This is a genomic window from Blastococcus litoris, assembly GCF_003075095.1.
Lineage (GTDB): Bacteria > Actinomycetota > Actinomycetes > Mycobacteriales > Geodermatophilaceae > Blastococcus_B > Blastococcus_B litoris.
In genome coordinates this window covers 1-26,605 of sequence record NZ_QCZF01000010.1, presented here as the reverse complement: position 1 = coordinate 26,605, position 26,605 = coordinate 1, and the positions used below count along the sequence as shown (strand labels likewise).

24 protein-coding genes are annotated in these 26,605 nt (G+C 74.1%); 13 read left to right on the top strand and 11 right to left on the bottom strand.

The annotated features are described in order from the left end of the window. Positions 1–6: 6 nt before the first annotated feature. On the top strand, positions 7–1,254 hold the full coding sequence (locus DCS98_RS18905; protein ID WP_116452949.1) for a cytochrome P450: 1,248 nt from the start codon (positions 7–9) through the stop codon (positions 1,252–1,254). Here DCS98_RS18905 and DCS98_RS18900 read toward each other — a convergent pair. Beyond that, positions 1,247–1,900, bottom strand: a complete 654-nt coding sequence (locus tag DCS98_RS18900) for a response regulator (protein WP_241038376.1) — start codon at positions 1,898–1,900, stop codon at positions 1,247–1,249. The genes DCS98_RS18905 and DCS98_RS18900 overlap by 8 nt on opposite strands. Then, positions 1,897–3,888, bottom strand: coding sequence for a sensor histidine kinase (locus tag DCS98_RS18895; protein ID WP_116452948.1), 1,992 nt, complete (start codon positions 3,886–3,888; stop codon positions 1,897–1,899). The genes DCS98_RS18900 and DCS98_RS18895 overlap by 4 nt, the downstream gene beginning before the upstream one ends. Positions 3,889–4,026: 138 nt before the next feature. Here DCS98_RS18895 and DCS98_RS18890 point away from each other — a divergent pair, with 138 nt between their 5' ends. Next, positions 4,027–4,755, top strand: a complete 729-nt coding sequence (locus DCS98_RS18890; RefSeq protein ID WP_116452947.1) for a hemerythrin domain-containing protein — start codon at positions 4,027–4,029, stop codon at positions 4,753–4,755. Positions 4,756–4,898: 143 nt separating this feature from the next. Next, positions 4,899–5,588: a hypothetical protein gene (locus DCS98_RS18885; RefSeq protein WP_116452946.1), complete on the top strand. Its 690-nt coding sequence runs from the start codon at positions 4,899–4,901 to the stop codon at positions 5,586–5,588. A 50-nt stretch (positions 5,589–5,638) separates the two neighbouring features. On the opposite strand, the gene DCS98_RS18880 is transcribed toward DCS98_RS18885, so the two are convergent. Further along, positions 5,639–7,948, bottom strand: coding sequence for a HelD family protein (locus DCS98_RS18880; RefSeq protein ID WP_241038374.1), 2,310 nt, complete (start codon positions 7,946–7,948; stop codon positions 5,639–5,641). 97 nt (positions 7,949–8,045) lie between these two features. Here DCS98_RS18880 and DCS98_RS18875 point away from each other — a divergent pair, with 97 nt between their 5' ends. After that, positions 8,046–8,360 (top strand): DUF6191 domain-containing protein, encoded by a 315-nt coding sequence (locus tag DCS98_RS18875; RefSeq protein WP_116452945.1) that lies wholly within the window; start codon positions 8,046–8,048, stop codon positions 8,358–8,360. Here DCS98_RS18875 and DCS98_RS18870 read toward each other — a convergent pair. Beyond that, positions 8,330–9,022, bottom strand: coding sequence for an alpha/beta fold hydrolase (locus DCS98_RS18870; protein WP_116452944.1), 693 nt, complete (start codon positions 9,020–9,022; stop codon positions 8,330–8,332). The genes DCS98_RS18875 and DCS98_RS18870 overlap by 31 nt on opposite strands. A 261-nt stretch (positions 9,023–9,283) precedes the next feature. Further along, complete coding sequence (locus DCS98_RS18865) at positions 9,284–10,036, bottom strand: hemerythrin domain-containing protein (RefSeq protein WP_116452943.1); 753 nt, start codon at positions 10,034–10,036, stop codon at positions 9,284–9,286. 224 nt (positions 10,037–10,260) lie between these two features. Between DCS98_RS18865 and DCS98_RS18860 the strand changes: the two genes are divergently transcribed. The 3 genes from DCS98_RS18860 (at position 10,261) to DCS98_RS18850 (ending at position 13,694) form a co-directional block, all read left to right on the top strand. Beyond that, entirely contained in the window at positions 10,261–11,061 is an 801-nt protein-coding gene (locus tag DCS98_RS18860) for an alpha/beta fold hydrolase (protein ID WP_116452942.1), read from the top strand. Further along, complete coding sequence (locus tag DCS98_RS18855) at positions 11,058–13,322, top strand: SpoIIE family protein phosphatase (protein ID WP_241038364.1); 2,265 nt, start codon at positions 11,058–11,060, stop codon at positions 13,320–13,322. The genes DCS98_RS18860 and DCS98_RS18855 overlap by 4 nt, the downstream gene beginning before the upstream one ends. A gap of 69 nt (positions 13,323–13,391) precedes the next feature. Continuing rightward, positions 13,392–13,694 (top strand): hypothetical protein, encoded by a 303-nt coding sequence (locus tag DCS98_RS18850; RefSeq protein ID WP_116452941.1) that lies wholly within the window; start codon positions 13,392–13,394, stop codon positions 13,692–13,694. Here DCS98_RS18850 and DCS98_RS18845 read toward each other — a convergent pair. After that, a complete protein-coding gene (locus DCS98_RS18845; protein WP_116452940.1) occupies positions 13,691–14,197 on the bottom strand; it encodes a hypothetical protein in 507 nt (168 codons plus the stop codon). The genes DCS98_RS18850 and DCS98_RS18845 overlap by 4 nt on opposite strands. A 155-nt stretch (positions 14,198–14,352) precedes the next feature. Between DCS98_RS18845 and DCS98_RS18840 the strand changes: the two genes are divergently transcribed. Both DCS98_RS18840 and DCS98_RS18835 read left to right on the top strand, forming a co-directional pair. After that, positions 14,353–15,516, top strand: coding sequence for an acyl-CoA dehydrogenase family protein (locus DCS98_RS18840; RefSeq protein WP_116452939.1), 1,164 nt, complete (start codon positions 14,353–14,355; stop codon positions 15,514–15,516). Next, positions 15,513–16,583, top strand: coding sequence for an acyl-CoA dehydrogenase family protein (locus tag DCS98_RS18835; RefSeq protein ID WP_116452938.1), 1,071 nt, complete (start codon positions 15,513–15,515; stop codon positions 16,581–16,583). Before DCS98_RS18840 ends, DCS98_RS18835 begins: the two co-directional genes overlap by 4 nt. Here the strand turns inward: DCS98_RS18835 and DCS98_RS23135 are convergent, their stop codons facing one another. From DCS98_RS23135 to DCS98_RS18820, 3 genes are all read right to left on the bottom strand, one after another. Continuing rightward, positions 16,584–17,846, bottom strand: a complete 1,263-nt coding sequence (locus tag DCS98_RS23135; protein WP_164704654.1) for a hypothetical protein — start codon at positions 17,844–17,846, stop codon at positions 16,584–16,586. Positions 17,847–18,116: 270 nt separating this feature from the next. Next, positions 18,117–18,740 (bottom strand): hypothetical protein, encoded by a 624-nt coding sequence (locus tag DCS98_RS18825; protein ID WP_116452937.1) that lies wholly within the window; start codon positions 18,738–18,740, stop codon positions 18,117–18,119. A 115-nt stretch (positions 18,741–18,855) separates the two neighbouring features. After that, positions 18,856–20,370, bottom strand: coding sequence for an HNH endonuclease signature motif containing protein (locus DCS98_RS18820; RefSeq protein WP_116452936.1), 1,515 nt, complete (start codon positions 20,368–20,370; stop codon positions 18,856–18,858). A gap of 93 nt (positions 20,371–20,463) precedes the next feature. On the opposite strand from DCS98_RS18820, the gene DCS98_RS18815 reads away from it, so the two are divergent. The 3 genes from DCS98_RS18815 to DCS98_RS18805 are packed head-to-tail and all read left to right on the top strand — an operon-like array spanning position 20,464 to position 23,274. Further along, positions 20,464–21,204: an alanyl-tRNA editing protein gene (locus DCS98_RS18815; RefSeq protein WP_116452935.1), complete on the top strand. Its 741-nt coding sequence runs from the start codon at positions 20,464–20,466 to the stop codon at positions 21,202–21,204. A 10-nt stretch (positions 21,205–21,214) separates the two neighbouring features. Further along, positions 21,215–22,351, top strand: a complete 1,137-nt coding sequence (solA, locus tag DCS98_RS18810; RefSeq protein ID WP_116452934.1) for an N-methyl-L-tryptophan oxidase — start codon at positions 21,215–21,217, stop codon at positions 22,349–22,351. Between the two features lie 23 nt (positions 22,352–22,374). Beyond that, positions 22,375–23,274, top strand: coding sequence for an SGNH/GDSL hydrolase family protein (locus tag DCS98_RS18805; protein ID WP_206340343.1), 900 nt, complete (start codon positions 22,375–22,377; stop codon positions 23,272–23,274). A 27-nt stretch (positions 23,275–23,301) separates the two neighbouring features. Here the strand turns inward: DCS98_RS18805 and DCS98_RS18800 are convergent, their stop codons facing one another. Then, entirely contained in the window at positions 23,302–24,219 is a 918-nt protein-coding gene (locus DCS98_RS18800; RefSeq protein WP_116452933.1) for a hypothetical protein, read from the bottom strand. A gap of 5 nt (positions 24,220–24,224) precedes the next feature. Next, entirely contained in the window at positions 24,225–24,803 is a 579-nt protein-coding gene (locus DCS98_RS18795; protein WP_116452932.1) for a DUF6318 family protein, read from the bottom strand. Positions 24,804–24,959: 156 nt separating this feature from the next. On the opposite strand from DCS98_RS18795, the gene DCS98_RS18790 reads away from it, so the two are divergent. Further along, positions 24,960–26,477 carry a class I adenylate-forming enzyme family protein gene (locus tag DCS98_RS18790; RefSeq protein WP_116452931.1) on the top strand — a complete coding sequence of 506 codons (1,518 nt, stop codon included), beginning with the start codon at positions 24,960–24,962 and terminating at the stop codon, positions 26,475–26,477. The last annotated feature ends 128 nt before the right edge of the window (positions 26,478–26,605 follow it).

Sequence of the window (26,605 nt, the reverse complement as noted above, 5' to 3'; positions counted from 1 at the left end):
TCCCCCATGCCCGGACCGAAGGCGCGTCGTCCCGAGAACGCCCTGCAGCTGCTGACCCGCGGGTACGGCTGGCTGCCCGACCGGCGGCGGGCGACCGGCCGGCGGACCGTCGGCGCCCGGCTCGGCGGGCTCCCGGTGACCGCCATCGAGGGGCCCGACGCCGCTCGCTTCCTGTACGACGAGGACCACGTCCACCGGGCGCACGCGATCCCGGAGCCGGTGCAGGGGACGCTGTTCGGCAAGGGCGCGGTGCACACACTGGACGGCGAGGCGCACCGGGTGCGCAAGTCGATGTTCATCGGTCTGCTCATGCGCGAGGACGGCATCGCCTCGCTGGTGGAGCAGGTGGAGGCGGCGTGGGACGCCGCTGTGCCGCGGTGGGCGAGCCGCTCCGAGATCGTGCTGATCGACCAGGCGGCGAGGGTTCTCGCGGGCGCCGTCACCCGCTGGGCCGGCATCCCCCTCGCCGAGGACGAGGTCCCGGGCCTCGCCCGCGACCTGGTGGCGATGGTCGACGGCTTCGCCAGCGGCGGTCCGCGGCACGTCCGCGCCCGCCGGGCCCGGGGCCGGCGCGAGGCCTGGCTGGCGCAGCTCGTCCGCGACGTCCGGCACGGCGCGGTCACGGTGCCGTCCGGATCGGCGGTCGAGGTGGTCGCGCGGCACCGGGACGCCGATGGCGAGCGGCTGGACCCGCGGGTCGCCGCGGTGGAGCTGCTCAACATCATCCGGCCGACCACCGCCGTCGCCTGGTTCGCGGCGTTCTCCGGGCACGCGCTGATCCGCTGGCCGGAGAACCGCAAGCGGCTCGCCGACGGCGACCCCGCGTTCGCGGAGGCCTGGGCGCACGAGGTCCGCCGGTTCTACCCGTTCGCCCCGTTCATCGGCGGCCGGGCGCCGCGCGAGGTCGAGTGGGACGGCGTCCGGATCCCGAAGGACTCGATGGTGCTGCTCGACCTGTACGGGCAGAACCACGACCCCGACCTCTGGGGCGACCCGTACGCGTTCCGGCCGGAGCGCTTCCTGGCTCGGGAGATCGGCGCCTTCGAGCTGATCCCGCAGGGCGGCGGCGACCCGCGCACCAACCACCGCTGCCCGGGCGAGCAGCTCACCGTCGCGCTGCTGTCGGCGCTGGCGGTCCGGCTGGCGCGGCTGCAGGTCGAGGTCCCGGAGCAGGATCTCACCATCGCGCTGCACCGGATCCCGGCGAGGCCGGCCAGCGGCGTCGTCCTCCGGGTGACCGCCGGCGTCAGCTAGGGCCGAGCCCCGCGTCGCGGGCCAGGGCCACGGCCTCGGCGCGGCTGGCGGCGTGCAGCTTGGTCAGCACGTCGGACACCCGGTTGCGCACCGTCTTCTCCGACAGGAACAGCCGGGCCGCGATCGCCGCGTTCGGCAGCCCGTGCGCGACCAGGTCGAGCACCTCGCGCTCGCGATCGGTGAGCTCGGGGAAGGGCACCGCGGCGGCGCGGGCCCGCGAGTTCGCGAAGAACGCCAGCACGCGGTCGGCGATGCGCGGGCCGAACACCGCCTCCGAGCGGGCGGCTGCCCGCACTGCCCGCGCGATGTCGGCGCCCTCGCTCTCCTTGAGCAGGTAGCCGCGCGCGCCGGCGCGGAGAGCGGCGAACACCGAGTCGTCGTCGTCGCTCATCGTCAGCACGACGACCGCGGTGCCGGGGTGCCGTGCGGCGATCGCGGTGGTCGCCGGCAGCCCGCCGCCACCGGGCATCCGGAGGTCCATGAGAACGACGTCCGGGCGCACCTCGTCGACGACGGCCACGCCGGACTCGCCGTCGGCCGCTGTCCCCACGACGTCGATGTCGTCGGCGTCGCCGAGCGCGTCGGCCACGCCCTCGCGGTACAGCGGGTGGTCGTCGACGACGACCACCCGGATCGGCGCACTCACCGGGCCACCAGCGGCAGCCGGGCGCGGACCGTCGTCCCGGCCCCGGCGGCCGACGTCACGTCCAGCGAGCCGCCGAGCTCGGCGGCCCGCTCCCGCATGCTCGTCGAGCCCACACCGGGCACGGCGTCGGCCGCGACCCCGCGCCCGTCGTCGGTGATCTCCACGAGCAGATCGTCGCCGGAGAGGTCGAGCGAGACGGTGCACGACGAGGCACCGGCGTGGCGGACGGCGTTGGCCACGGCCTCGGTCGCGATCCGGTACGCGGCCACCTCGACCGCGGCGCGCAGGTCGGGCAGGTCGCCGGCGGTGACCGTCACGCGGGCGTCCTCCTGGCCGGCCGGGCCGCCGGCGGGGACCGGGAGCCGGTAGGCGGCGACGTGCTCGCGGAGGGCCTCGACCAGGCCCAGCTCGTCCAGCGCCGGCGGCCGGAGGTCGTCGACGGCGCGCCGCACGGCGGCCACCGTGCGGCGCATCTGGTCGCGCAGCCGTCCGGCCAGCGCGGCGAGGTCGGGGTCGTCGGAGAGCTTCCCGGCGAGCCGCTCCAGCTGGAGCGCCATGCCGGCCAGCTCGGGGCCGACGCCGTCGTGCAGGTCGTGCCGCAGCCGGCGGCGCTCCTCCTCGCGCCCGGCCACGATCCGCTCGCGGCCGGCCTGCAGGTCGGCGACCAGGCCGGCGGCCCAGACCAGGGCGGCGGCCCGGCGGGCGGCGTCGTCCAGGGCGTCCTTCTCCGAGCGCCGCCACCGCTCGCCGGGATGCCGGTGGCTGACCGACAGCCGCCCCACCTCGCGGCCGAGCGAGACCAGCGGCAGGACGTCGGCCGGGCCCTCGAGCCGCGGGGTGCCGGCGGAGGCGGCCGAGGGCAGCCGCGGATCGGCGGGCACGATCTCGACGCGGGGGAGCCGCAGCGCGCGGGCGGTCTCGTCGGCCAGCGCCTGCAGGGCCTCGGCGGGGGCGGCGGCGGAGTCCAGCGTCGTCCCCAGCCGGGTGGCGACGGCGAGCGGGTCGCGCCGCTCGCCGTAGAGCAGCCGGTCGACGGCGCGCTGGGCGCGTTCCCAGCCGGCCGCCGCGGCCAGCGAGGCGAGGGCGGCCGCCGCCACGGCGAACCGGCGCTCCCCGGCGCTCAGCTCGCCGACGACGGCGACCAGCACGGCGTAGCCGATGAGCAGCAGCCCGGAGAGCACGCTGAACACCACGGCGCGGCTGACCACGAGGCCGACGTCGAAGAGCCCGTGCCGCAGCACCGCGACCGCCACCGCCACCGGCAGGGCGGCGAAGCCGACGGCGAACAGCGCGCTCGAGATCACCGGCAGGTCGAGCACCAGCGAGGCGGTGACGCAGACGAAGAGCACGGACTCGCCGAGGAGCAGCCACTGCAGGCGGGTGCGCTGCACGCCCTCGGCGCGCCGCATGCGGACCAGCTGGGCGGCGACGCCGACCGCGCCGCCGACGAGGAAGGCGGTGAACGAGCAGGCGAGCAGGATCACGTTCACCCAGAGCCCGACGGCGAGCGGGTTCTGGAACTGCGGGGCGTAGTCGAGCGGGCCGCTGCGGAACATGGCGGCCACCGTGCCGACGGCCACCACGGTGGCCAGCACGCGCGCGATCGGGCGCCACCGCGGCGAGGGCAGGGTGCCGTCGGGGAAGTAGAGCGGGACGAGCGCGACGATCACGTAGTAGGGGACGAAGCCCCAGGCGGTCAGCCACGCGGCGAGCCCACCGAGCGCCCCCTCGGTGCTCCCGGTCAGCACGAGGTACTGGGCGGCCAGCAGGTACGGCCCGGTCACCACGCTGACCATGAGGAGCCGGCCGACCAGGTTGCCCGGCTGCCGCCGGAGGACCAGCGCGGCGACGAGCGGGTAGAGCAGGCCGAGGGTGGCGTCGCCGGCGTCCACGGGACGGGCGTCCGCGACGAGGGCGCCCACGGCGACCGCGGCGAGCGTGCACCCGACGCCGAGGGCGGCGAGCAGGCCCGGCACCCAGCGACGCACGGGCGACATCCTGCCCGGCGGGGTCCGGTTTCGGACAGCCCCCGGTATCCCAGTCACCTTTCAGCGCCCTCCAAGTGGTGACCGCGACAGTCACCGCGAGCCGGCCGGCAGGCGGCCGCCCACGAGAGGGAACCCCCGATGACCAGCACTTCCACGCAGGGCCAGTTGACGCTCCCCGGGCAGGCCGCGGCGCCCGACGGCCCGGTGGACCTCACGCCGATGTTCCTGATGCACCACGCGTTCCGGCGCGACCTGGGTAATTTCGCCGGCGCGGTGCGCGGGACCCCGGTGGCCGACCGGGCCACGTGGCAGGCCCTGGACCAGCGCTGGCAGCGCTTCGCGACGATCCTGCACCACCACCACAGCGGCGAGGACAGGTTCATCTGGCCGGAGCTGGTCGCCGCCGTGGAGAAGGGCGGGTCGCCGGAGGACCTGGCGACGCTGGAGGCGATGGAGGCCGAGCACGGCGAGATCGACCCCATGCTCGAGGCCTGCGCGCGCGGCTTCGCGACGCTGGCCGAGCGGGCCGACGAGGCGGCGCACGCCGCGCTCGTGGCGGACCTGACGCGGACCCGGGAGAGGCTGGGCGCCCACCTCGGGCACGAGGAGCGCGACGCCCTCGCCCTGGTGCAGCGCTTCCTCACCCCGGCCGACTGGGCGCGGATCGACAAGCAGGTCGGCGCCGGCTACCCGGCCAAGCTCATCCCGTTCACGCTCGCGTGGGTCATGCACGACCTGCCGGCCGAGGGGCGGACCGCGGCGGCCGCATTCCTCGGCCGGCCCGCGCACACCCTGTGGTCGCTGGCCTTCCGCCGTCCGTTCGAGCGCAAGGAGCGGGCCGCGTTCCGCTACGCGACGGCGGGCTGAGGCGAGCCGGGCCGGGACGGCCCTCCCGGACACAGCTGCCCGGGAGTTCGGGACGGCCGTCCCTGGGATCGGGGACGCGGGGCGCACGAGGGTTCTCCCTGACACCGCAGAACCCCTCGAACCCCTGGAAGGACCCGATCCCGATGACCACGACCACCGAGCCGGCACCCACCGCGGCGGCCACCGACCTCAAGCCGCAGACCCGGTTCCGCCGGATCGGCGGGGCGCTGTCCCTGCTCGGCGCCGGCACGCTGACCTGCGTCAGCCTGCTGATGATCCCGTACCAGAACGAGACGCACGCCGAGTACCTGCAGACCGGCGTGGACCACAGGACGAACATCCTGTGGGCGGCCGTCGTCCTGCACTTCGGCTACCTGCTGCTGGTCCCGGCGGCCTTCACCCTGGTCCGCCTGGCCCGCCGGGGCGCACCGCGGACGTCGCTCGTGGCCATGGTGCTGGCCGGCCTCGGCTCGGGCCTGTCCGGGATCATCGTCGTCGACTTCTACGACGTGGCGCTGGCCAACTCGCTGCCGGCCGACCAGGCGCTCGACATCTGGAACCTCGCCGGGAGCTACGGCCAGGGCGCGATCATCGCGGCCAGCAGCGTGTTCGGCATCGCCCTCGGCGTCAACCTGGCCGTCTACGCCGCCTGGCGGGCGCGTGCCATCCCGGTCTACCCGCTGGTGCTCAACGTGGTCGGCTGGGTCGTCTTCACGATGTTCTCCGGCGACCCGTGGCTGCCCTCGATCGGCACCGGGCTCGTCGCGGTGGGCCTCGGCTGGGCCGGTCTGATCGTCCTGAAGACCCGCGACGAGGTGTGGGCCCGCATGTGACCCACGCGCACAGGGGCCCGGCAGCTGCGGCTGCCGGGCCCTTCGTGCGTTCAGCGGGGGTCGAGCCCCGAGAGCATCGCGGGCAGCTCGCCGGGGTGGACGACGCCGAGCCGCTGGGTGGCGCGGGTGAGGGCCACGTACAGGTCGTTGTGCCCGCGCACCCCCTCCTCGAGGATCGCGACCGGGTCGACGACGAGGACCGAGTCGAACTCCAGCCCCTTGACCGCCTCGGGCACCAGCACCGCGGGACCGGTGGTCAGCTCGCCGTCGGTGCTGGTCTCCGGGAGGCGGGACCGCACCGCGTCGGCCAGCGCGCCGAACCGGCTGGGTGGGACGACGACGGCGAGGGTGCCCTCCTCCTTGTCGAACTCGGCGGCGGCTTCGGCGACGGCGTCCGCCAGACCCTCCGGGGACACCCGCTGCGACCACGGCGGCACCCCGGTCGAGCGCACCGCCTGGGCCGTCGTCCCGCCCGTGCCACCGGCGGCGAGCACGTCGTCGGCCACGGCCATGATCTCCGCCGGCGTCCGGTAGTTGACGGTCAGCTCCTCCAGCCGCCAGCCCTGCCCGAGGTGCGGGGTGAGCACCTGCGCCCAGCTCGAGGCGCCGGCGGCGGAGCCGGTCTGGGCGACGTCGCCGACGAGCGTCATCGACCGGGTCGGGCACCGGCGCAGCAGCAGCCGCCACGCCATGGCCGAGAGCTCCTGCGCCTCGTCGACGATGACGTGCCCGTAGGTCCAGGTGCGGTCGGCGGCCGCGCGCTCGGCGGTCGACCGGGTGTCGGAGACCTCCTGGCGCTCCGCGAGGCCCTCGGCGTCGAGCAGGTCGCCGGCGCTGAGCTCCTCGGACTCGTCCGCGGTCTCGCTGTCCTGCGAGCGCGAGCCGTGCAGCAGGTCGAGGGTCTCCTGGGCGTGCCGCAGCCGGCGCCGCTCCTCGCGGCGGTCGGCCGCCCGCTGCACCGAGTCGTCCACGCCGAGCAGTTCGTCGGCCTCGTCGAGCAGCGGGACGTCGGCCGGCGTCCACGGCGCGGAGGCCGGACGCTGCAGCAGCGCGAGGTCGGCCTCGCTCCAGCCGGGCGCCGCGGCGGCCAGCCGGTCCGGGGAGGCGAGCAGGTCGGTGACCAGCCGCTCGGCGGTGAGCCGCGGCCAGAGCCGGTCGACCAGGCGGTGGACGGCGGGCTCGGCGGCGACCTCGCGGCGCAGCGCGGCGACGTCGCCCTCCCCGAGCAGGTTCGCGCCGCCGAGCACGTTCTCGCCCAGCTTGTCGGCGTACTTGCGGGCCACCAGCTCGATCACCGTGCGGGCCGCGGCGGGGCGCGCCTCGTTGTGCAGGCGCGAGGCGGCCCGGGCGCGGGAGCGGACGCGCGCCGCGTCGGCCTTGGTGAACCGCAGCGGGGTGCCGTCGATGACCAGCTCGGCCGGCCGGTCGAGGACCGCCTGGCGGTTGCGGACGGCGGCGGCGACGACGTCGGCCATCGCCAGCCGGCCCTTCACCTCGGCCACCTCCGGCCGCTCGACGGCGTCGGCCCGCATGCCGGGGCGCAGCCCGGCGAGGTCGGCGAGGACGACGCCGGTCTCGCCGAGGGAGGGCAGCACGTCGGCGATGTAGCGGAGGAAGGTCCGGGTGGGGCCGACGACGAGCAGGCCGCTGCGGGCCAGCCGCTCGCGGTGGGTGTAGAGCAGGTAGGCCGCGCGGTGCAGCGCGACGGCGGTCTTCCCGGTGCCTGGACCGCCCTGGACGACGACCACGCCGCGGGCGTCGGCCCGGATGATCCGGTCCTGCTCGGCCTGGATGGTGCGGACGATGTCGGTCATCCGGCCGGTGCGGGTCGCGTTCAGCGCGGCGAGCAGCACCGACTCGCTGGCCGGACCGGCGCGTTCGGCGACCTCCGGCGCGGTGAGGTCGAGCGTCTCGTCGGCGATCGAGTCGACGGTGCGGCCGCGGGTCCGGATGTGCCGACGGCGGCGCACGCCGAGGTCGTGCAGGGGAGTGGCGGTGTAGAACGACTGCGCCGCGGGGGCCCGCCAGTCGACCAGCAGCGGCTCCTCGCGGCCGTCCTCGGCCGAGAGCCCGATCCGGCCGATGTACCGCGGCACGTCGCTCTCGTGGCGGTCGAGGCGGCCGAAGCACAGGCCGCTCTCGGCGGCGTCGAGCGCGACGATGCGCTGGGTGTGCAGCTCGACCTGCGCCTCGCGCTCACCGATGGCCTGCGGGTTGTGCGGGACGAGGGCCAGCTGCTCCTCGAGGCGCCCCACGGTGCGGGCACGCAGCTCGTCGAGCCGGGCGTAGAGGCCGCTCACGTAGTGCTGTTCCGCCGCCAGGTCGGCCGCGTGGGCAGCCTCGGGCCGTACCGTCGTCAAGCTCTCCTCTTCCTGCTGGGCTGCGCGCCTCCGCGCGGAACCGACCATTGTGCCCGGCCGGGGCCGCGGGCAGGGCCGGAGGCGTTAGCGTGGCGGCATGGGTGCCGGTGCGCTCTTCGCGCTGACGCTGCCAGGACTGGTGGTCCTGCTCGTCGTCCTCGCGACGGCCGAGCATGCCTGGTCGCGGCTCGGACGTCGCAGCCGGCTGCACGGGCGCCGTCGGCACGCGCTGTCGGCGGGCGGGATGGACGTCTTCTCCGCCGCGCTGTTCCCCGGCAAGGCCCTGGACCTGGAGGAGCAGCGGGTCCGGGAGCTGCGCCGCGACGACGTCGAGGACGGCGCCCCGCCCCACGCGAGGATCGACCTCGACGGCGGCGTGGCCTACCTCGGCCCCTCCCGCGAGCCGAGGTAGCTCTCCAGCAGGTCGGCCAGCTCCACCGGCCGGCTCAGCGCTGCGCAGTGCCCGCCCGGGACCTCGTCGACGTCGAGACCGAGCCGCTCGGCGGCGACCTTCCGCTGGAAGTCGACCGGGAACAGCCGGTCGTCGCGGCCGGCGACGACGCGGGTCGGGACGTCGGGCCACCGGTCCAGCGGCCACGGGTCCTCGAACGGCCGCCCGGACTGGGCGAACTCCTGGTCGGTGTACCGCGCGACCACCTCGGGCGGGACGTCGTGGAAGTACGTCGCGTCCTCGTCGAGGTCGGCGGGCAGGCCCAGGCTCTGCCGGTAGGCCGCGGCCGCCTCGCCCTGGCCGGTGACCGACCACCACTCGCCGCCGGTCTCCCCGGGCAGCGGCACCATGGCGTTGAGCAGGACCAGCAGCTGCACCGGCACCCGCTCGCAGACCAGCGGAGCGGTGAGCCCACCCATCGACTGCGCGACGAGGACGACGGGGGAGCGGTCGCCGACCACCTCGACGACGCGGTCGGCGTAGGCGGCCAGCCCCGCCGAGTCGTCGCGGACCGGCAGCTCGACGGGCAGCGCCTCGTGCCCGCGCCGTTCGAGCTCGGCCACCAGCCGGTGCCAGAAGAGGGTGTCGCCGCCTGCGCCGGGCACGAGCACGAACGTCGTCATGCCGGGGAAGACCGGACGACGGGCCGGAAGTGATCGGCGGCAATTAGTTGGGAGCCAAGCGCAACTCTGGCGTCACCTCCTGGACACACTCCGTGCCTAGCGTTCTCCCCGAACCGGAGAGGGGAGAGAAGGACATGAGCACGGTCATCGAGGAACGGACGACGGAGCGGACCACCTGGGTCTGCGACAACTGCACCGCTGCCACGTCGGTGGAGCGCAAGCGCTGCTCCGACTGCGGGACGTCCCGCTACTGAACCCTGGTCAGGCCGCCGGCGGCGCGCCGCGCAGGCGGACGACGGCGGCCCGGTAGCGCCGGGCGCCGTGCAGCCGCCAGGCCCGGCGGACCGACCACGGCAGGCCGTCGAGCAGTCGCGCGCGGTCGGTGGCGCAGGAGTCCTCGAGCGCGAGCCCGAGGACGAACAGCTGCTCGGGGGCCGAGAGGCGGCAGTGCGACCGGGCGGCGATCGCCGTCCAGTCGGCGGCAGCCAGGTGCTCGGCCAGCAGCGGGACGAGCACCCGCTCCTCGTCGAGGGTCTGGGCCTCGACCGCGGCGGCGAGCTCGCGGCACGCGGCGGCGAAGGCGTCCCGGGCCGGGGCGGTCGCGGCCACCTGCCACTGGCGGGCGGCGGTGGCGACGTCGCGGAGCATGTGGTCGATCCGCGCGCAGCGGGCGGTCCAGTCGTCGACGGCGTCGCGGGCCTCGGCGGGGGCGGCGCGCAGCAGCGCCGGCCAGACGGCCTCCCGCTCGACGCTGTGGTGGTGCAGCAGCACACGGCCGATCAGGTCCGCGTGACGGGTCAGCGCGGCCGTCCGCTCCGCCTCGCCGGCGGGGGCCCAGGCGGCGAGGTCGGCGAGCAGCCGCAGCTCGCGGCGCACCAGCTGGTGCAGCACGCGCTGGTAGGCGACGGCGCGGCAGGCGGCCGAGGCCGTGGCGGCGGAGCGCGGCGCGGTGGTGTCCGCAGCCGCGCGCGGGGTGGGGATCAGGCCGGTCGGACGGACCGCGGTCGCGGTCATGCAGCACCTCGTCGGTCGGTCGTGCCGTGCGCACCGGCGGTCCTGCCGGGACGATGCCGGGGAGGTTAGGGGCCCGGCTTCCCGCACAACAGGGGATTCCGGATACGGACGGTGGTGGTCCACGCCTCCTCCCCGGCGCGTCGTCCCGGCGGGTAGCCGCGCGGACCGCACCCGTGGGTGACAGGACCCGCGACACCCGGCCGGTGGTCGCCTAGGGTCGATCCATGACCGGCGTCCTCCAGCGCAACTGCGTGCGCGTGAGCGGCGTCGCCGACGGGCGCCCGATCGTGTTCGTGCACGGGTTCGGCTGCGACCAGGCGATGTGGCGCTTCGTGGCGCCGGACTTCGAGGTCGACCACCGCGTCGTGCTGCTGGACCTCGTCGGGTCGGGCAACTCCGACCTGAGCGCCTACGACCCGCAGAAGTACGGCTCGCTGCGCGGCTACGCGGCCGACATCGTGGAGGTCTGCCGGGAGCTGGACCTCGCCGACGTCGTGTTCGTGGGGCACTCGGTGAGCGCGATGATCGGGGTGCTCGCCCTCCAGCAGGCGCCGGAGCTGTTCGGGGGTCTGGTGATGGTCGGCCCCAACCCGCGTTACATCGACGACGACGACTACGTGGGGGGCTTCAGCCGCACCGACATCGCCGGGCTGCTCGACGCCCTCGACGCCAACCACCTGGGCTGGTCTGCGCAGATGGCCCCGGTGATCATGGGCAACCCGCAACGCCCGGAGCTGGCCGAAGAGCTGACCAACAGCTTCTGCCGCACCGATCCCGAGATCGCCCGTCGGTTCGCGCGGGTGACCTTCCTGTCGGACAACCGGGCCGACCTCGCGGGCGTCGCGGTCCCGACGCTGGTGCTGCAGTGCAGCCACGACGTGATCGCCCCCGAGGTGGTGGGCCGGTTCGTGCACGCGCAGATCCCCGGCAGCACGTTCACCCACCTGCAGGCGTCCGGGCACGTGCCGCACCTGAGCGCCCCCGAGGAGACGACGGCGGCGATCCGGGCGTTCCTGACGGGGTGAGGTCGACGGACCCCATCGGGAACCCGGGTCAGGACCCGCGGGCGCAGCTGGGCCGGCTACTGGAGGAAGACCCCGCCGACCTCTACGAGAACGCGCCCATGGGGTACCTCTCCACGCTGCCGGACGGGCGGATCGTCAAGGTGAACCGGACCTTCTGCGCCTGGACCGGCCGCACGCCCGACGACCTGGTGGGTACGCGGTTCCAGGACCTGCTCAGCGTCGGTGGCCGGGTGTTCCACGAGACCCACCTGGCGCCGCTGCTGCGGATGCAGGGGGCGGTCCGGGAGATCGCGCTGGACGTCGTCCGGGTGGACGGTTCGTTGCTGCCGTGCCTGCTCAACGCCGTGGAGCTGCGCGACGAGGCGGGCGCACCGCTGCTCATGCGCGCGACGCTGTTCGAGGCGACGGCGCGGCGGCGGTACGAGCGGGAGCTGCTGGCCGCCCAGCGCGCGGCGCAGGAGTCCGAGGCGCGGTCGCGGGTCGTGCAGACGGTGGTCTCCGACCTGGCGGCGGCCACGTCGGTCGCCGACGTCGCCACGGTCATCGTGGAGCGCAGCCGGGTGGCGGTGGGCGCGAGCGGCGCCGCGCTGATGCTGGTGGAGGAACCCGACGACCCGGAGGAGATGCCCCTCCTGGTCCCCGAACGCTCCGACGGGCTGCCCGAGGAGCTGTTGCACGCGCTGCACGACGCCGCTGCCGGGCAGCTGGCGCTCGAGCTGGCGCAGGGCGTCCGGACCGTCCCGCTCGACGAGCGGCTGCGCGCGGTCCAGCCGGCGGTGGCGGCGGCGATGGACGCCGCCGGGCTGACCGCGCTGGTGACGGTCCCCGTGTCCGCCGACAGCCACCGGCTCGGCGCCATCGTGCTCGGGATCGCCCGCGAGGACGACCTCCTCAGCCTCGACGAGCCGGGAGCGCTGCCCGGCACCGCACCCGCGGAGGTGGACCTGCTGTCGACGCTGGGGCGACAGGCAGGGCAGGCGCTGGAACGGGCGCAGCTGCACGAGGAGACCACGCGCCAGGCCGAACGGGCGGCCTTCCTGCTCGAGGCGGCTCGGCTGCTGGCCGGTGCCGCGGACGTGCAGGAGACCGTCGAACGGCTCACGGAGCTGGTCGTGGGGCGGCTGGCCTCCGTCGCGACGGTCGACCTGGCGTCGGAGGACGGGCTCTCCCGTCGCACGGTGCGTCACCGGGATCCCGCGATGGCGGCCGTGGCCGAGGAGCTCCAGCGACGTCCCCTCCCGCAGCAGCAGGGGGCTCCGCACCCCGCGGCCCGTGCGCTGATCGAGAGCCGCACCCAGTGGATCCGCACGGTGGACGACCAGTTCCTGGTCCGTGTCACGGCCGACGACCGCCATCTCGAGGCGGTGCGGGCGCTCGACCTCGTGGGCATCATCGCCGTCCCGCTGGTCGCCGACGGCCACCAGCTCGGCGTGCTCAGCCTGGGCGCCGACCACCGGCGCGGGCAGTTCAGCGCGGCCGACGTCGAGGTGGCCGAGCAGCTGGGCCTGCAGCTGTCCCTGGTGATCGCGAAGGCGCAGCGGTACGAGCTCGACGTCCGGACGTCGCACACGCTGCAGGCCAACCTGCTGCCGCCGCAGCCGCCGGAGCTGCCCGGGCTGTCGTCGGCGGTCCGCTACCTGGCGGCGACGTACGGCGTCGAGGTGGGCGGCGACTTCTACGACGTCGTCCGGATGCCCGGCGACGAGGTGGCCCTCGCGGTGGGCGACGTGGTGGGTCACGACATCGTGGCCGCCGCGACGATGGGTCAGCTCAACTCGGTGTACCGGGCGCTGCTGGTCGACCGGCCCTCTCCGAGCGCGGTCATCGACCGGCTGCAGGCCAGCTGGTCGCTGCTCGGGCTGCAGCGGATGGCGACCGCGCTGTTCGCGACCCTGGACCCCACCACCGGCCAGCTGCGGATCGCGTCGGCGGGACACCTGCCGCCGCTGCTCATCGCCGGTGGGCACGCCGAGTTCCTGCCGGTCGCGCCGAGCCGGATGCTCGGGGCGCCGCCCGCCCCGGCGCCGGCCGTCGAGTGGGCGGGGGTGCTGCCGGCGGGGGCCACCCTGGTGTTCTTCACCGACGGGCTGGTGGAGAGCCGGTCGGCCGACATCGACGAGGGGCTCGCGCACCTGCTGGCGGCGGCGACGGGGGCGGGCACGTCGGACCCCGACGAGCTGTGCGACCGGCTCCTGGCCGACCTCACCGGAGCCCACCGTGCCGACGACATCGCGCTCCTGGCGCTGACCCGCCGGCGCTGAGGGCGGGGCCCTTCCGCCAGCCCGCCGCCGGGCGCACCATTGGGGCGGACCCCTGCGCTGGAGGCGGCCATGGACCCTTCCCCGAACCCGGTGGCGAGCGCGATCGACGGCGCGACCGGCGACTGGTCGATGTCGGGCGACGCGATGCGCTGGTGCCCGGAGCTGGCCGAGCGCGAGAGGTCCGTGGGGGAGCTGCGCGGGATGGACGTCGCGGCGGGGATCGGTGCCGGGCTCGGGCTGGACATGAACGGCGTCCGGCGGCTGGTCACCGGCGCGCTGAACTCGCTGGGGGCCGTCGCGAACGACGTCGTCAGCGAGTTCCGGCAGCTGACCCGCAGCTCGCCGGAGGAGGACGACGAGCGGCGGGGTTAGCCGGCATCGACCGCCTCGCAGACGGCGAAGGCGGCGACCTGCAGCGCGATCTCGCCCGAGTTCCCGGCGTCCTCGAGGTCCTCGGTGAGTCCCTCCACCCGTTGCCGGAGGGTGCTGTTGCCGCCCTCGTTCACCATGGCCTTCTGGACGGCCTCCGGGACGGAGTCGGCCATGCCGACCTCGAGCCAGTCCTTCGCGGCGCACGAGTACCCGGTCACCTGGACCGCCTGCTCCTCCGACAGCCCGTCCAGGTGGCGTTGCAGGCGCGCGCTGATGGACGGCTCGAGGTCGTCGGCCAGCTCCGCCGCCTGGGCCGGCGGGATCGCCTCGTCGAGCGGCCGCAGGTAGAGCGAGCCGTCGGCCAGCTCGTCGCCGCTGCGGAGGAGGTCGTCGCCCGAGCGCACGGCGTCGTCGGCCAGGCCGCTCAGCGCCTTGCCCGCGCCGCACCCCGCGATCAGCAGGGCGGTCGCCAGCGTCGTGATCGCGGTGCGCGTGCTCGGCATGGCCGTTCCCCCGTGGCTCGGCGCCCGGTCGTCGGGCGGAGCGCGGCGGACGCTACGCGCGCTGACGTCGTCGGCACAGGGACCTCCGCGCGGTGCAGTTCCGGGGGTGCCTGTACAACCGAGGGGGACAGCACCACACCGACGTGGGGAGCCGCATGAGCAGCAACTCGTTGACCCTGGCGCCCGCGCCGCGGTCGGAGGCCGCGGAGCAGGTACGGGCGGAGGTCCGCGAGTTCCTCGCCGCCGAGCTGGCCGCCGGCTCGTTCCGGACCCACGTGGACACCTGGTTGTCCGGCGTCGACCCCGCCTTCTCGAAGAAGCTGGGCGAGCGCGGCTGGCTCGGGATGACGTGGCCGAAGGAGTACGGCGGGCACGAGCGCTCGGCGATGGAGCGCTACGCCGTGACCGAGGAGTTGCTCGCCGCCGGGGCGCCGGTGGCCGCGCACTGGATCGCCGACCGGCAGTCCGGCCCCAACCTCCTCAGCTACGGCACCGAGAAGCAGCGCCGGGAGATCCTGCCGCGCATCGCGGCGGGGGAGTGCTTCTTCGTCATCGGGATGAGCGAGCCCGACTCGGGCTCCGACCTCGCCTCGATCCGGACGAAGGCCACGCGCGACGAGGCCGGCGACTGGGTGGTGAACGGCGCCAAGGTCTGGACGTCGAACGCGCACGAGTCGCACTACGGGATCGTGCTGGTGCGCACCTCGCCGCAGGACACCTCGAACCGGCACGCCGGGATGTCGCAGCTGCTGATCGACCTGTCGCTGCCGGGCATCACGATCAACCCGATCCGCATCCTCGACGGCGGCCACCACTTCAACGAGGTCGTGTTCGAGGACGTCGTCGTCCCGGGCGACATGCTGCTCGGCGAGGAGGGCAACGGCTGGCACCAGGTGACCGCGGAGCTGGCGTTCGAGCGGTCGGGGCCGGAGCGCTTCCTGTCGACATATCCACTCGTCGCCGAGTTCGCCCGGCGGGTGGCGGACTCGGGTGACCCGGCGGCGCTGGCCACGCTCGGCCGGCTGTCGGCGCGGGTGCTGGCGCTGCGGCAGATGTCGCTGCGGATCGCGGCAGCCCTCGACCGGGGGGAGCTGCCGAACATCCCGGCAGCACTGGTGAAGGACGTCGGGACGACGTTCGAGGCCGACGTGGTCGAGGAGATCCGGAAGGTCGTGGACGTGACGCCGTCGCTGGACTCGCCCGATCCGCTGGGCCGGGCGATGGCCGAGGCGCAGCTGCACGCGCCGGGCTACACCTTGCGGGGTGGGACCAACGAGATCCTTCGCGGGATCGTGGCGCGTGGATTGGGTCTGCGATGAGCGACCAGGACCTGGTGGTCGAGACCGTCCGGGACATCCTCGGCGGCTTCGAGCCGTTCGTGCTCACGGCCGACCGCCGGTGGGACGCGGGGCTGTGGGGCGCGCTGGCCGAGGCGGGGTTGACCGGCGTCGGGCTGCCGGAGGAGGCCGGGGGCTCGGGCGGTGAGCTGGCCGACGCGGTGGCGATCGTGCGGACGCTGGCGGCGGGCGCCGCGGCGGTGCCGGTGGCCGAGCAGCTGCTGGTCGCGGGCCCCGCGCTCGTGGTGGCCGACCTCGAGCTGCCGTCGCCCGAGCAGCCGACGACGTTCGCGATCGCCGACGCGGTGACGGTGCACCCGGTCGACAACGGGGACGGGCCGGGACGCTTCACGCTCAACGGCACCGTCACCGACGTGCCGTGGGCGGGGGCGGCGGCGCACGTCGTCGTCCTGGCGCCCGCGCCGGCGGGGATCGACGGCGCGGTGCTGGCCCTCGTGGACGCGTCGTCGCTGCCGGCGACCGATGCCTTCAACCTCGCCGGCGAGCCGCGCGGCTCGCTGGTGCTGGACCAGGTCGGGACGTCGGGTGCGCTGCTGACGCCGGCGCAGGCGGGCGAGGTGCGGGCGCGCTACGCGCTGGCGCGGGCGGTGCAGCTGGCTGCGGCGCTGGAGCAGGTGCTCGCGTGGACGGTGCAGTACGCGGGGGAGCGGCACCAGTTCGGCCGGCCGCTGGGGAAGTTCCAGGCCATCCAGATGGAGCTGGCCGAGATGGCCGGCGAGGTGACCGCGGTGACGGCGCTGACCGACGCCGCCGTGCAGGCGCTGGACCGGGGCGAGAACGTGGTGCTCGCCGCGGCCGCCGCCAAGGTGCGGGCCGGTGCGGCGGTCGAGGTGGTCGCCCGGCTGGCGCACCAGGTGCACGGCGCGATCGGGTTCACGCAGGAGCACAAGCTGCACCACCTGACGCGGCGGCTGTGGGCGTGGCGCGACGAGGCCGGCAGCGAGCTCGTGTGGGCGCGGGTGCTCGGCGCCGGACTGCTCGCCGACGGCCCCGACGCCCTCTGGCCCGCGCTGACCCGGGTGGTCTGATCAGCCGCTGACCTCCAGCGGGACGCACTCGGGCAGCCCGCTCGAGGCGCACCACTGCGCGGCCTCCTGCTCGGAGCCGAAGCGCTGGGCGGCCAGCGACACCCACCAGGTGTCGTCCAGGTCGCTGCCGACGTCGTCGCCGCGGGCGAGCAGGGCGGGCGTGCGCGTTGTGCTGTCGCGGTGCCGGGCGGAGAAGGCGGTGGCCGCGGCGTCGTCGTCCCCGACCTGGGCGGCGGCGAGCTGCGGTGCCCAGCCGCCGTCCAGGACGTCGACCTCGGGGGCGTCCGCCGCGCGGGTGCTGAGCAGGCCGGCGACGTCCTGCGGCGGCCCACCGGGGCCGAGGCCCTTCGCCTGGACGCTGGCGACGGCGGCGCCACCGGCGAGCAGGATCAGCGAGAGAGCCGCTCCGGCGGCGACGACGCCGGCCGCGCCTCCGGCGCCGGTTCCCGTTGCGGCGTCCTCGGGTGATCGCCAGTGCGCTGTGCCGCTGATGGCCAGCCCGAAGGCCAGCAGGCAGATGAGGCAGAGCGGCAGCAGGTCCCAGAGGCGGGAGTTGACGACGTCGAGGGTGGCCCAGGCCGCGCGGGCGGTCGACACGGTGAGGACGACGCCGAGCACCAGGACGGCCAGGTCGGGGAGCCGGAGGCCGGTGAACGCCAGGACGATGAGGACGGCGGCGACGACCGCCGCGACCATCGCGACCCAGGACGGCCAGAACCACGGCTCGCCACCGCCGGGCCAGGGTGCGGCGGCGCTGCGGGCGGCGCGCGCGGCGCGGGTGGCGATGTCGAAGTCGAGCTGGTCGAAGATCACCGGCGCCAGGGACAGCCCGATGAGGAGGCCGGAGCTCATGAGGAGCGACGTGCCGGCCGGGTGGTGGCCGAGCGGGTGCAGCGTACGGCCGGGGCGGAACCACGACCGCTTGGCGGGCCGATCCTCGGCGGGATGGTCCTTGCCGACCTCCTCGGGCTCGTCGTCCTGCGCGGACTTCTCGGGCTCGGTCTCGGTGTACTCCTGCGCCTGGGGCTGCGCGGGTCGCTCGTCGTCCTCCGCCTGCTCCTCGGGGGGCTCCTCCGGTGACGTGGCGTCCTGCCGGGTGTCCTCCGGTCCGGTGCCGGGCGGCGTCGCGCCGTGCGCCTCGGCCTCGCCGGGCGGGTCGCCGTCCGGTCGCTGGTTCGCGTTCGGCTCGGGGTCGGCGTAGTCGGCGGAGCGGGCGTGGCGGCCCCGCTTCTCCGTCGTGGGAGTCGGATCAGAGGTCGTCACGGTGTCCGTCCTCAGCTGCAGGGAGGTCCTCAGACGAGGATGCCGTGACCCGTCGTCACCCGCACGGCCGGAGCGACACACGGCCGACGTCCGGAGGCCACGGTCGCGTCATCCGCCGCTGCTGCGATGGGCGCATGACCGCGACTGCGCCGGATCGGCGCATCCCCGACTCGGCGAACGTCGTCGAGGTGCACGGCTCGATGTTCCTGCTGGAGTGGCTGGACCGGGACGTGCTGGCCGCCGCGGCCGCGCTTCAGTTGACCGCTCGGGTCAGGTCGTCTCGGGAACCCGCAGGTGGGCCAGGATGATGTCGTAGACCGCGACGTCGGTGACCTCGGTGCGCATGTGGCCGGTGAACTCCTGGCGCAGCGCCCTTCCCGGCGCCTCGGCCTCGGCCATGGACTGCCGGCTGTCGTAGCCGACAGCCGCAGCGGTGCGGCCGCTCGTGCGGTCGACCATGAGGCTCAGGCTGACGAAGCCGGGGAGGTCCTCGATCCGCGGCAGCAGACCCATCCGGAAGGAGTCGACCAGCTCGTCGATCCGAGCGGGGTCGCCCTCGCCCACCATGACTCGGGCGCAGGCGCCGTTGTGCGTCTCGTGCGACCGGTGCATGACCGCGATCTCCCACTCGTTCAGGTCGCCTGCCTCCCCGCCGAGGAGCTGGGCGGCCCGTCGGCGCATCGGCGCGAGGGGGTCGGCGCTGCGACGCATGGCCTCGGCGTCGGCCCACGAGGTGGTGACGATCGAGCGGCCGGACGTGCGGTCGGAGAGCATCGACAGACCGATGCATCCGTCCATCTGCCGGACCGCCGGCATCATCGTGTCGCGGATGTAGGCGATCCCCTGGTCCAGCAGCTGTGGATCGCCGTGCACGGTCGTGGAACGGGCGTACATGCCACCACTCCTCGGAGGGCGGGCGGGCCCCTGCGGCACCGCCGCCCGTCGAGAGTGCGCGCGAGCGGTCCGGACGGTCAACGCCTACCGGTGGGTCGGCCGGTGAGTCCCTGGCTCAGCAGCGCATCGGGTCGGGCGGTGCCAGCTCCTCGAGCCAGGGCGGATCGGGTTCGCCGAGCTCGGACGATCCCGCCGGCCGGGACATGCGGGAGACGCCGCTCGGGGTGCGGACCACCACGGACCCGTCGGCGAACAGTTCGAAGCCCCAGCCCGGGGCGAAGGTCTTGATCCGGTGGTGGCGCCGGCAGAGGCAGCAGAGATTCCAGCAGTCGGTGGGGCCGCCGTCGGCATGGGCTTCGCCGTGGTCGAGGTCGCAGCGGGCGGGACCCCGACGGCAACCCGGCCAGCGGCAGTGCCGGTCGCGGACGCGGACGAATCGCCTCTGCGCGGCGGTCGGGCGGTAGGCGGTCGTCGGCTCCGGCGCTGGGAGGCCCGGGCCGTCCGCCGCCTGTTCGGACGGGTACCGGCCCGAGCGGCGTCGGGCGTCGGCTGGGCGGTTCGACGCACGGCGGTGCTGACGCCGCCTCCCCGCGGCTCGGCGCAGTTCGCTCCTCGTGCCGACGGCGAGGAGCCGGCCGGTCGCCGGATCGCTCACGGCCACCTGCACGCTGCCACCCGGCGGCGCAGCTCGTACCCCGAGCATGTCGAGCCGCTCGAGCAGGTCGCGGCACTGCGCCGCGGTGACCACGTCCCCGGAGACTTCTGCGGGTGGCTGGTCGCCCGTGGGGTCGAGCGCGGCGAGCGGCGCGTGGATCGTCAGCACGGCGGTCACGGGCGGCCGGGACGAATCCCAGGGGCGGAGCAGCAAGTCCGCGGCGATGTCGGACCGGATGACCCCGATCGGCCGGGTGTCGCCACCCGACCGCTGCTGGTCGGCGAGCCGGCGCACCGCGTCCACGCAGGCGGCCGACCGCCACACGGGGAGGTCGATGACCACGCGGCCCATGCCCTCGCCCATCGACTGGTGCGTGACGTCGGCGCGCAGTTCCCGCTCCTTGCGTCGTCTCTCCAGTGCGTCGGCGTCGAGGCGGGTCAGGGCCCGGCGGACGCGCTGCCGGAGCTGGGGGACGCTGCAGCGCTCGGCGACCGGCAGGACCAGCGCCTCGATCTCCTCGACAGCCGCAGGCTTCGCGGTGCCGAGGAGGTCGACCAGCGCACGCATCTTCGGGACGCTGATCCGGCCCTCGTACAGCGCGGTCCAGGTGCCGCGGAGCGTCGTCGTGAGGATCAGCGACTCGACGAGCAGGTGCTCGGCCTCGCTCTCGGAGCAGTTGCGCAGGAGCGCCACCTCCGGGACCAGGGTCTCCGAGAAGTCGGCGAGGAAGGCCGGTTGGCGGTGGCGGCTGTCGAGGCCCGGTCCGCCGCGGGGCCCGAACTCCTGGATCCGCTCGCGACGGCGCCGGCGGGCGAACCGGGTGAGGGCGACCGCCCGTTCGGCCACGTGGCGGGCTTCGCGTGCGTCGGCCGCCCAGATGTCGGCGACCAGCTCGAGCTCGGACAGGGCCGGCGCCAGGTCCTCCGGCAGCAGGTGGACCGGCACGCCCTGCGCGGGTGCCTCGTCGCCGTCCATGGCTGGACGCTAACCAGCAGGTACGACAGTTTCCGGTCCACTCGGCGGCTGTGGTCCTGTCGTCGTCCACGGGCGGCAGGGCAGCATGCCCTGGTGACCACCGCGACCGACCACCACGGCCACACCCACCGCCTCGATCTCGCCGACTCCACCGTCCGGGAGTGGGACGCGACGGTCCTGTCCTCCGACGCCGAGCAGGGCATCGTGCTCGACCGGTCGGCCTTCTACCCGGGTGGCGGCGGGCAGCCGCCGGACGAGGGCGTGCTGCTGTGGGGCGGCGTCCGGACGAGGATCGCCGGCACGCGCAAGGGCGACGAGCTCTACCTGATCCCGGTGGAGGGCGACCCGGTGCCGCCGCCCGGTACCGCCGTGCGCGGAGCGCTGGACGACGAGCGGCGCACCCAGCTCATGCGCACCCACTCCGGACTGCACGTGCTCACCGGCGTCGTCTTCCGCGACTTCGGGGCACTGGTGACCGGCGGCAACATGGAGCCGCTGACCGCGCGGATGGACTTCGACCTGGCCGAGGTGCCGCCGGACTTCAAGGACCGCATCGCCGAGTCGGTGAACGCCGAGATCACCGCCGACCGGCCGATCGAGGTGAAGACGCTGCCGCGCGACGAGGCCTTCGCGATCCCGGACATCATCCGCACGGCGACCAACCTGCTGCCGCCCGACATCGAGGAGGTGCGGATCGTCGACATCGTCGGCCTGGACACGCAGGCCGACGGCGGCACGCACGTGGCGTCGACGTCGATGGTGGGCCGGGTGGAGGTCGTGAAGATGGAGAACAAGGGCCGCGGGTTCCGCCGGCTCCGCATCCGGATCGTGTGAGGAAGCGGGCATGACCTACGACGTCGTCGTCCTCGGGCTCGGCGGCATGGGCAGCGCGGCCGCCGCTCATCTCGCCGCCCGCGGGCAGCGGGTGCTCGGCCTGGAGCGGTTCGGCGCGGCGCACGCCATGGGGTCCAGCCACGGAGGCTCGCGGATCATCCGGCAGTCCTACTTCGAGGACCCCGCGTACGTGCCGCTGCTGCTGCGCGCCTACGAGCTGTGGCGCCGGCTGGAGACCGACTCCGGGGCGGACCTGATGACGCTCACCGGCGGTCTCTACTTCGGTCGGCCGGACTGCGCGACGGTGGCGGGCAGCCTGCGCGCGTCGCGGGAGTGGGACCTGCCGCACGACGTCCTCGACGCGGACGAGATCCGCCGCCGGTTCCCCACCTTCGCGCCGGCTGACGACGAGATCGGGCTGTACGAGGAGGCGGCCGGGTTCGTCCGGCCGGAGGCGACCGTGACCGCGCACCTGTCACTGGCGGAGCGCCGGGGCGCCGAGCTGCGTTTCGACGAGCCGGCGCTGGAGTGGAGCCCGACCTCCGACGGTGTGCGGGTGACCACCGCGTCCGGGACGTACACGGCCGGCCGGTTGGTGATCTGCCCCGGGGCGTGGGCGCCCCAGGTGCTTGCCGACCTCGGCCTCCCGCTGGTCGTCGAGCGGCAGGTCATGCACTGGTTCCAGCCTGACGACGGGGTGGCGCCGTTCAGCTCCGACCGCCACCCGATCTACATCTACGGCGGGGAGCGCCAGATCTACGGGTTCCCGGCGATCGACGGCCCGGACGGCGGCGCGAAGGTGGCGTTCTTCCGGCAGGGCGCCGTCACCACGCCGGAGGGCCTGGATCGCGAGGTGCGTCCGGAGGAGGTCGAGTTCCTCGCCGCGGACCTGCGCCGGATCATCCCGACCCTGCCCGGGCGGTCGCTGGATGCCGTGGCGTGCATGTACACGACGACTCCGGACGAGCACTTCGTCATCGCGACGCACCCGCACCACGCACAGGTCACGATCGCCTGCGGTTTCTCCGGCCACGGCTTCAAGTTCGTGCCGGTGGTCGGCGAGATCCTGGCCGACCTTGCGATCGACGGGACGACGAGGCATCCCATCGGACTCTTCGACCCGCGCCGTCTCGCTGCTCCGGTCTGACGATCCGGCTGGTAGCAATACGCGTGCGCACTTCCTCCCCCGCCCGGTTCCCTTCCCTCGCCGCATTGCTCGCGGCCGGCTGCCTGCTCATGACGGCGGCCTGCTCGTCGGACCCGGAGCCGGCGGAGGACTCGGCCAGCAGCTCGACGTCGGCGCCGACGGCAACGGAGGCGGGCACCTACCTGGCGCTCGGCGACTCGGTGCCGTTCGGCTACCGCGGCGGGGCGACGGCGGAGTTCCCGGACGCCGACAACTTCACCGGGTATCCCGAGCTGGTCGGCGAGGAGCTCGGCCTCGAGGTGCTGAACGCGTCGTGCCCCGGTGAGACGACGGCGAGCTTCCTGGACGCCTCGGCGCAGAGCAACGGCTGCGAGAACACCCTCGACTCCGAGTTCGGGTACCGCAAGGCGTACCCGGTGCACGTGCAGTACCAGTCGTTCGACCAGTCGCAGATGAACTACGCGGTGCGGGCGCTGCAGGAGAACGACGACATCGAGCTGGTCACCCTGCAGATCGGCGCGAACGACGCGTTCATCTGCCAGCAGACGACGCCGACCAGATGCTCGGATGCCGCCGCGCTGCAGACCCTCGCGCAGTCGGTGCAGACGAACCTGACCCAGATTCTGTCGACGCTGCGCGGTGAGGCCGGGTACGACGGCCAGATCGTGGTGGTCACGTACTACGCGCTCAACTACTCGGACGCGTTCGGGGTGGCGACCGGTGCCCTGGGCGGTCAGATCGCTCAGCTGGCGGCCGAGTACGACGCCGACGTGGCGGACGGCTACGCGGCGTTCCGGGCACCCGCCACCGAGGCGGGCGGCGACTCGATCGCGGCGGGGCTGGTGCTGCCGAACGACGTGCACCCGACCGACGAGGGGCAGCAGCTGCTGGCCGACGCGGTGCTGGCGGTCGTCGAGGACTGAGCCGGAGTCCTCGAGGCCTGGCGGAGGTCAGTTGTACGGGTTGGTCAGGACCGGCCGGGCCTGGAGGACGTCGAAGGTCACGGGTGGGCCGTCGGTCGTCGTGGTGCCGGGGACGTCGGCCTCGGCGCTGCCGTCGACGGTGAACGTCGCACCCCAGGTGACGGTCAGGTAGGCGGTGTAGGTGCCCGAACGGTAGGAGTGCTCGATCGTCTGGGCGGGGTAGGGAGCGCCGGGGTCGGTCGTGACGAGCTGGCCCGTGGCGTCGCCGGTGTGCCAGGTGAACTGCTCGGCGGTCGCCTCGATGACGACCTGGAAGCCGCGGATGTCGACGGTGAAGGTCTGCGTCGTGGGCGAGTCGGTGAAGAAGATGACCGGGAGGCCGGTGAGGCCGTCGCCCGGCGGCTGGTGCTGGGTGGTGAGCTGCGGCAGCGGCAGCCGCTCGAAGTAGCTGAACACCTCGGCCGGCGACGGCGGCGGGTTTAACGGCGTGATGTCGAAGCAACCCTCGCGCTGATAGATCCAGTCATCGAACGGATCTCCCGGCTGGTATTCGGCCGGGTCCAACTGCACGACTACCGGTTCCCCGTCCAGCCCTTGTTGAAGGACCGTGTAGTCGTCGCGAACTACGGATCGGCGCTCTACGACAAAGAACCCAATCACCCGACCCGGATCCGCAGGCGGACATTGCCGCACGTCGGTGGGCGAGCAGTACCCGGTCTCTTCGGCGGCCGACAGGCAGCGGTCGAACAGTCTCCACAAGTAATCGGCCGCGTCGGAGCCCTGCGCGCCAACCACTTCAGGCACAGCCGAGCCCTCGTAGTAGACGTCAACTGCGCCGTCACCGACCTCGGGACACGTCTGGAACGCGCAGGCCTGAGCAACGCCGGTCGGCGTCGCAAGCAGGCCGATGGTCAGACTGGCGAGGAGGAGGACTCGCACGGTCATAGCTCTCATCCGAGAGTCATGCTCGCTACAAGCCAAACCTGCTTGGCGTCCGACCAGGTAAGGCTCATCCCGGAGCTAAGGTCCGAGCGAAGGGGCAGGCCTGGGTCAACAACGTTGCCAGCGGCGTCGAGCAAACGGACGGCTTGTTGTTCAACGATGAACGCTATCCGCGCTTCGTTGCCGCCCACCAACGGCTCCGTGACGCTGGTCAGAGTCACGTGGCCCCCGTCGTAGCGTTGTCCGGCCGCCGCGACGTCATCAAAGCTTTTGGCGATGCGAAGACACTCAATGCAGTCCGGGGCAAGTTCGCGAAGCGGCTGTCCGTTCAGCTGATCTTGTTGATGGTTCGACAGGTCGATCCAGTACCGCAGAAAGGCTTCCGCTCCGGCGGCGTCCTTGGTTCGGGCTTCGTCGGGGACGGGGAAGTCCTCGGGGCCGAGCGGCGGAAGCGCTTCCGACGTCTCCGCGGCGCTCGACGAGGGGAGCGTGTCGTTGGCCTGCTGCTTCTCGGAGCAGCCGGTCAGCAGCGCCGCGCCGACGACGGCAACAGCCAGCGTGCGACGCAGTCCCCGAAGATCACGCACGCCCGGAGACTACGCAGGCGGAGGCAGAGCCGGTTCCGTAACTGTGGACAGCGCATCCCGCGCCGCCGGATCGGGTGAACGGCCGCCTGCGGGAGACCTGGTCCACCGGCGCACAATCCGGACCGGCGGCGCCCACACCGCCGGTTGGGGGACCACATGAGCACGGCGACGGGGGAGTACCCCTTCGACACCAGCGGCGTCGAGACCGGCAGCGACGGCATCCGCCGGTACGAGGGACTGCAGAAGAACCTCGTCGAGCTGCTGCGGCGCACAGCGGATCAGCACCCCGACCGCACCGCGATCATCGAGCTCGGCGGCCCCGAAGCCACCTGTGCCGAGATCTGGGAGCGCGCCCGCCGGGTCGCCGGCGGACTGCGCGAAGCCGGCGTCGGCACCGGCGACCGCGTCGCCGTCCAGCTCGGCAACGGGCTCGACTGGGTGCTCGCCTTCTGGGGTGCCCACCTCGCCGGCGCCGTCGTCGTCCCGATGAACACCCGCCTGGCCCCAGCCGAGGCCGACTTCATCCTCGCGGACTGCGCAGCCGCCTACGTCGTCCGCCCCGGGGAACCGCTGCCCGACGGAGAGCCGGGCGAGCTGCCCGACCCGGCGCACACCGACGTCGCCGCGCTCTTCTACACGAGCGGCACGACCGGCCGCCCGAAGGGCGCGATGGTCACCCACGAGAACTTCCTGACCACCGTCGAGAGCGTCATCCGCTGCCGGGAGCTGCCCCGCCACCCCGAGCAGGCGACGCTGATCTCGGTCCCGCTCTTCCACGTGACGGGCTGCTGCTCGCAGTTCATGACGCAGATGCACGTCGGCGGGCTGTCGGTCCTCATGCCGCAGTTCAAGCCGGCCGACTTCCTGGCCGCCATCGCCGAGTACCGGATCACGCTCGTCACCAGCGTGCCGACGATCTACGAGCTCGCGATGCGCCACCCGGACGTCGCGACCACCGACGTCTCGAGCGTCCGCACCCTCAGCTACGGCGGCGCCCCGATCGCGCCCGAGCTCGTGCACCGCCTCCTGGCCGCCTTCCCGAACGCGCGGCTGGGCAACGGCTTCGGGCTGAGCGAGACCTCGGCCCTGGCCACCTTCCTCCCGCACGAGTACGCCGCGACGCACGCCGACGCCGTCGGCTTCCCGACGCCGGTGAACGACGTGCGCATCGACCGCCCGGATGGCCGCGGCGTCGGCGAGCTGCTGGTCCGCGGGCCGAACGTCGTCGCCGGCTACTGGGGCGACCCGGCCCGGACGGCGGAGACGTTCGTCGACGGCTGGCTGCGCACCGGCGACCTGGCCCGGATCGACGACGGCATCGTGCGGATCGTCGACCGCGCCAAGGACATGATCAACCGCGGCGGCGAGAACGTGTACAGCGTCGAGGTCGAGAACGCCCTGGCCGAGCACCCCGACGTCCTGGAGGTCGCGGTCGTCGGTGTCGCCGACCCGGTGATGGGGGAGAAGGTCGGCGCCGTCGTCCTCCCGAGGCCCGGGGTCGACGCCGCCGCCCTCGTCCCGTCGCTGGTCGACTTCGCGCGCGAGCACCTGGCCGACTTCAAGTGCCCGCAGTTCGTGCGGGTGCTCGACGGCCCGCTCCCGCGCAACGCCGGCGGCAAGGTGCTGAAGTCGCCGCTGCGCGGCACCGGGGGCTGGATCGCCGTCCCGCGCTAGCTGTACTGCCCAGCGACGTTGGTTGAGGGCGTGTGACCACGAGATCTGATTGAGCGGTCTTGTGAAGGGAGGACCTCCGGACGTGGAGTGGAGCTGCTGAAGGCACCCACGACACGAACCCGGAGGTC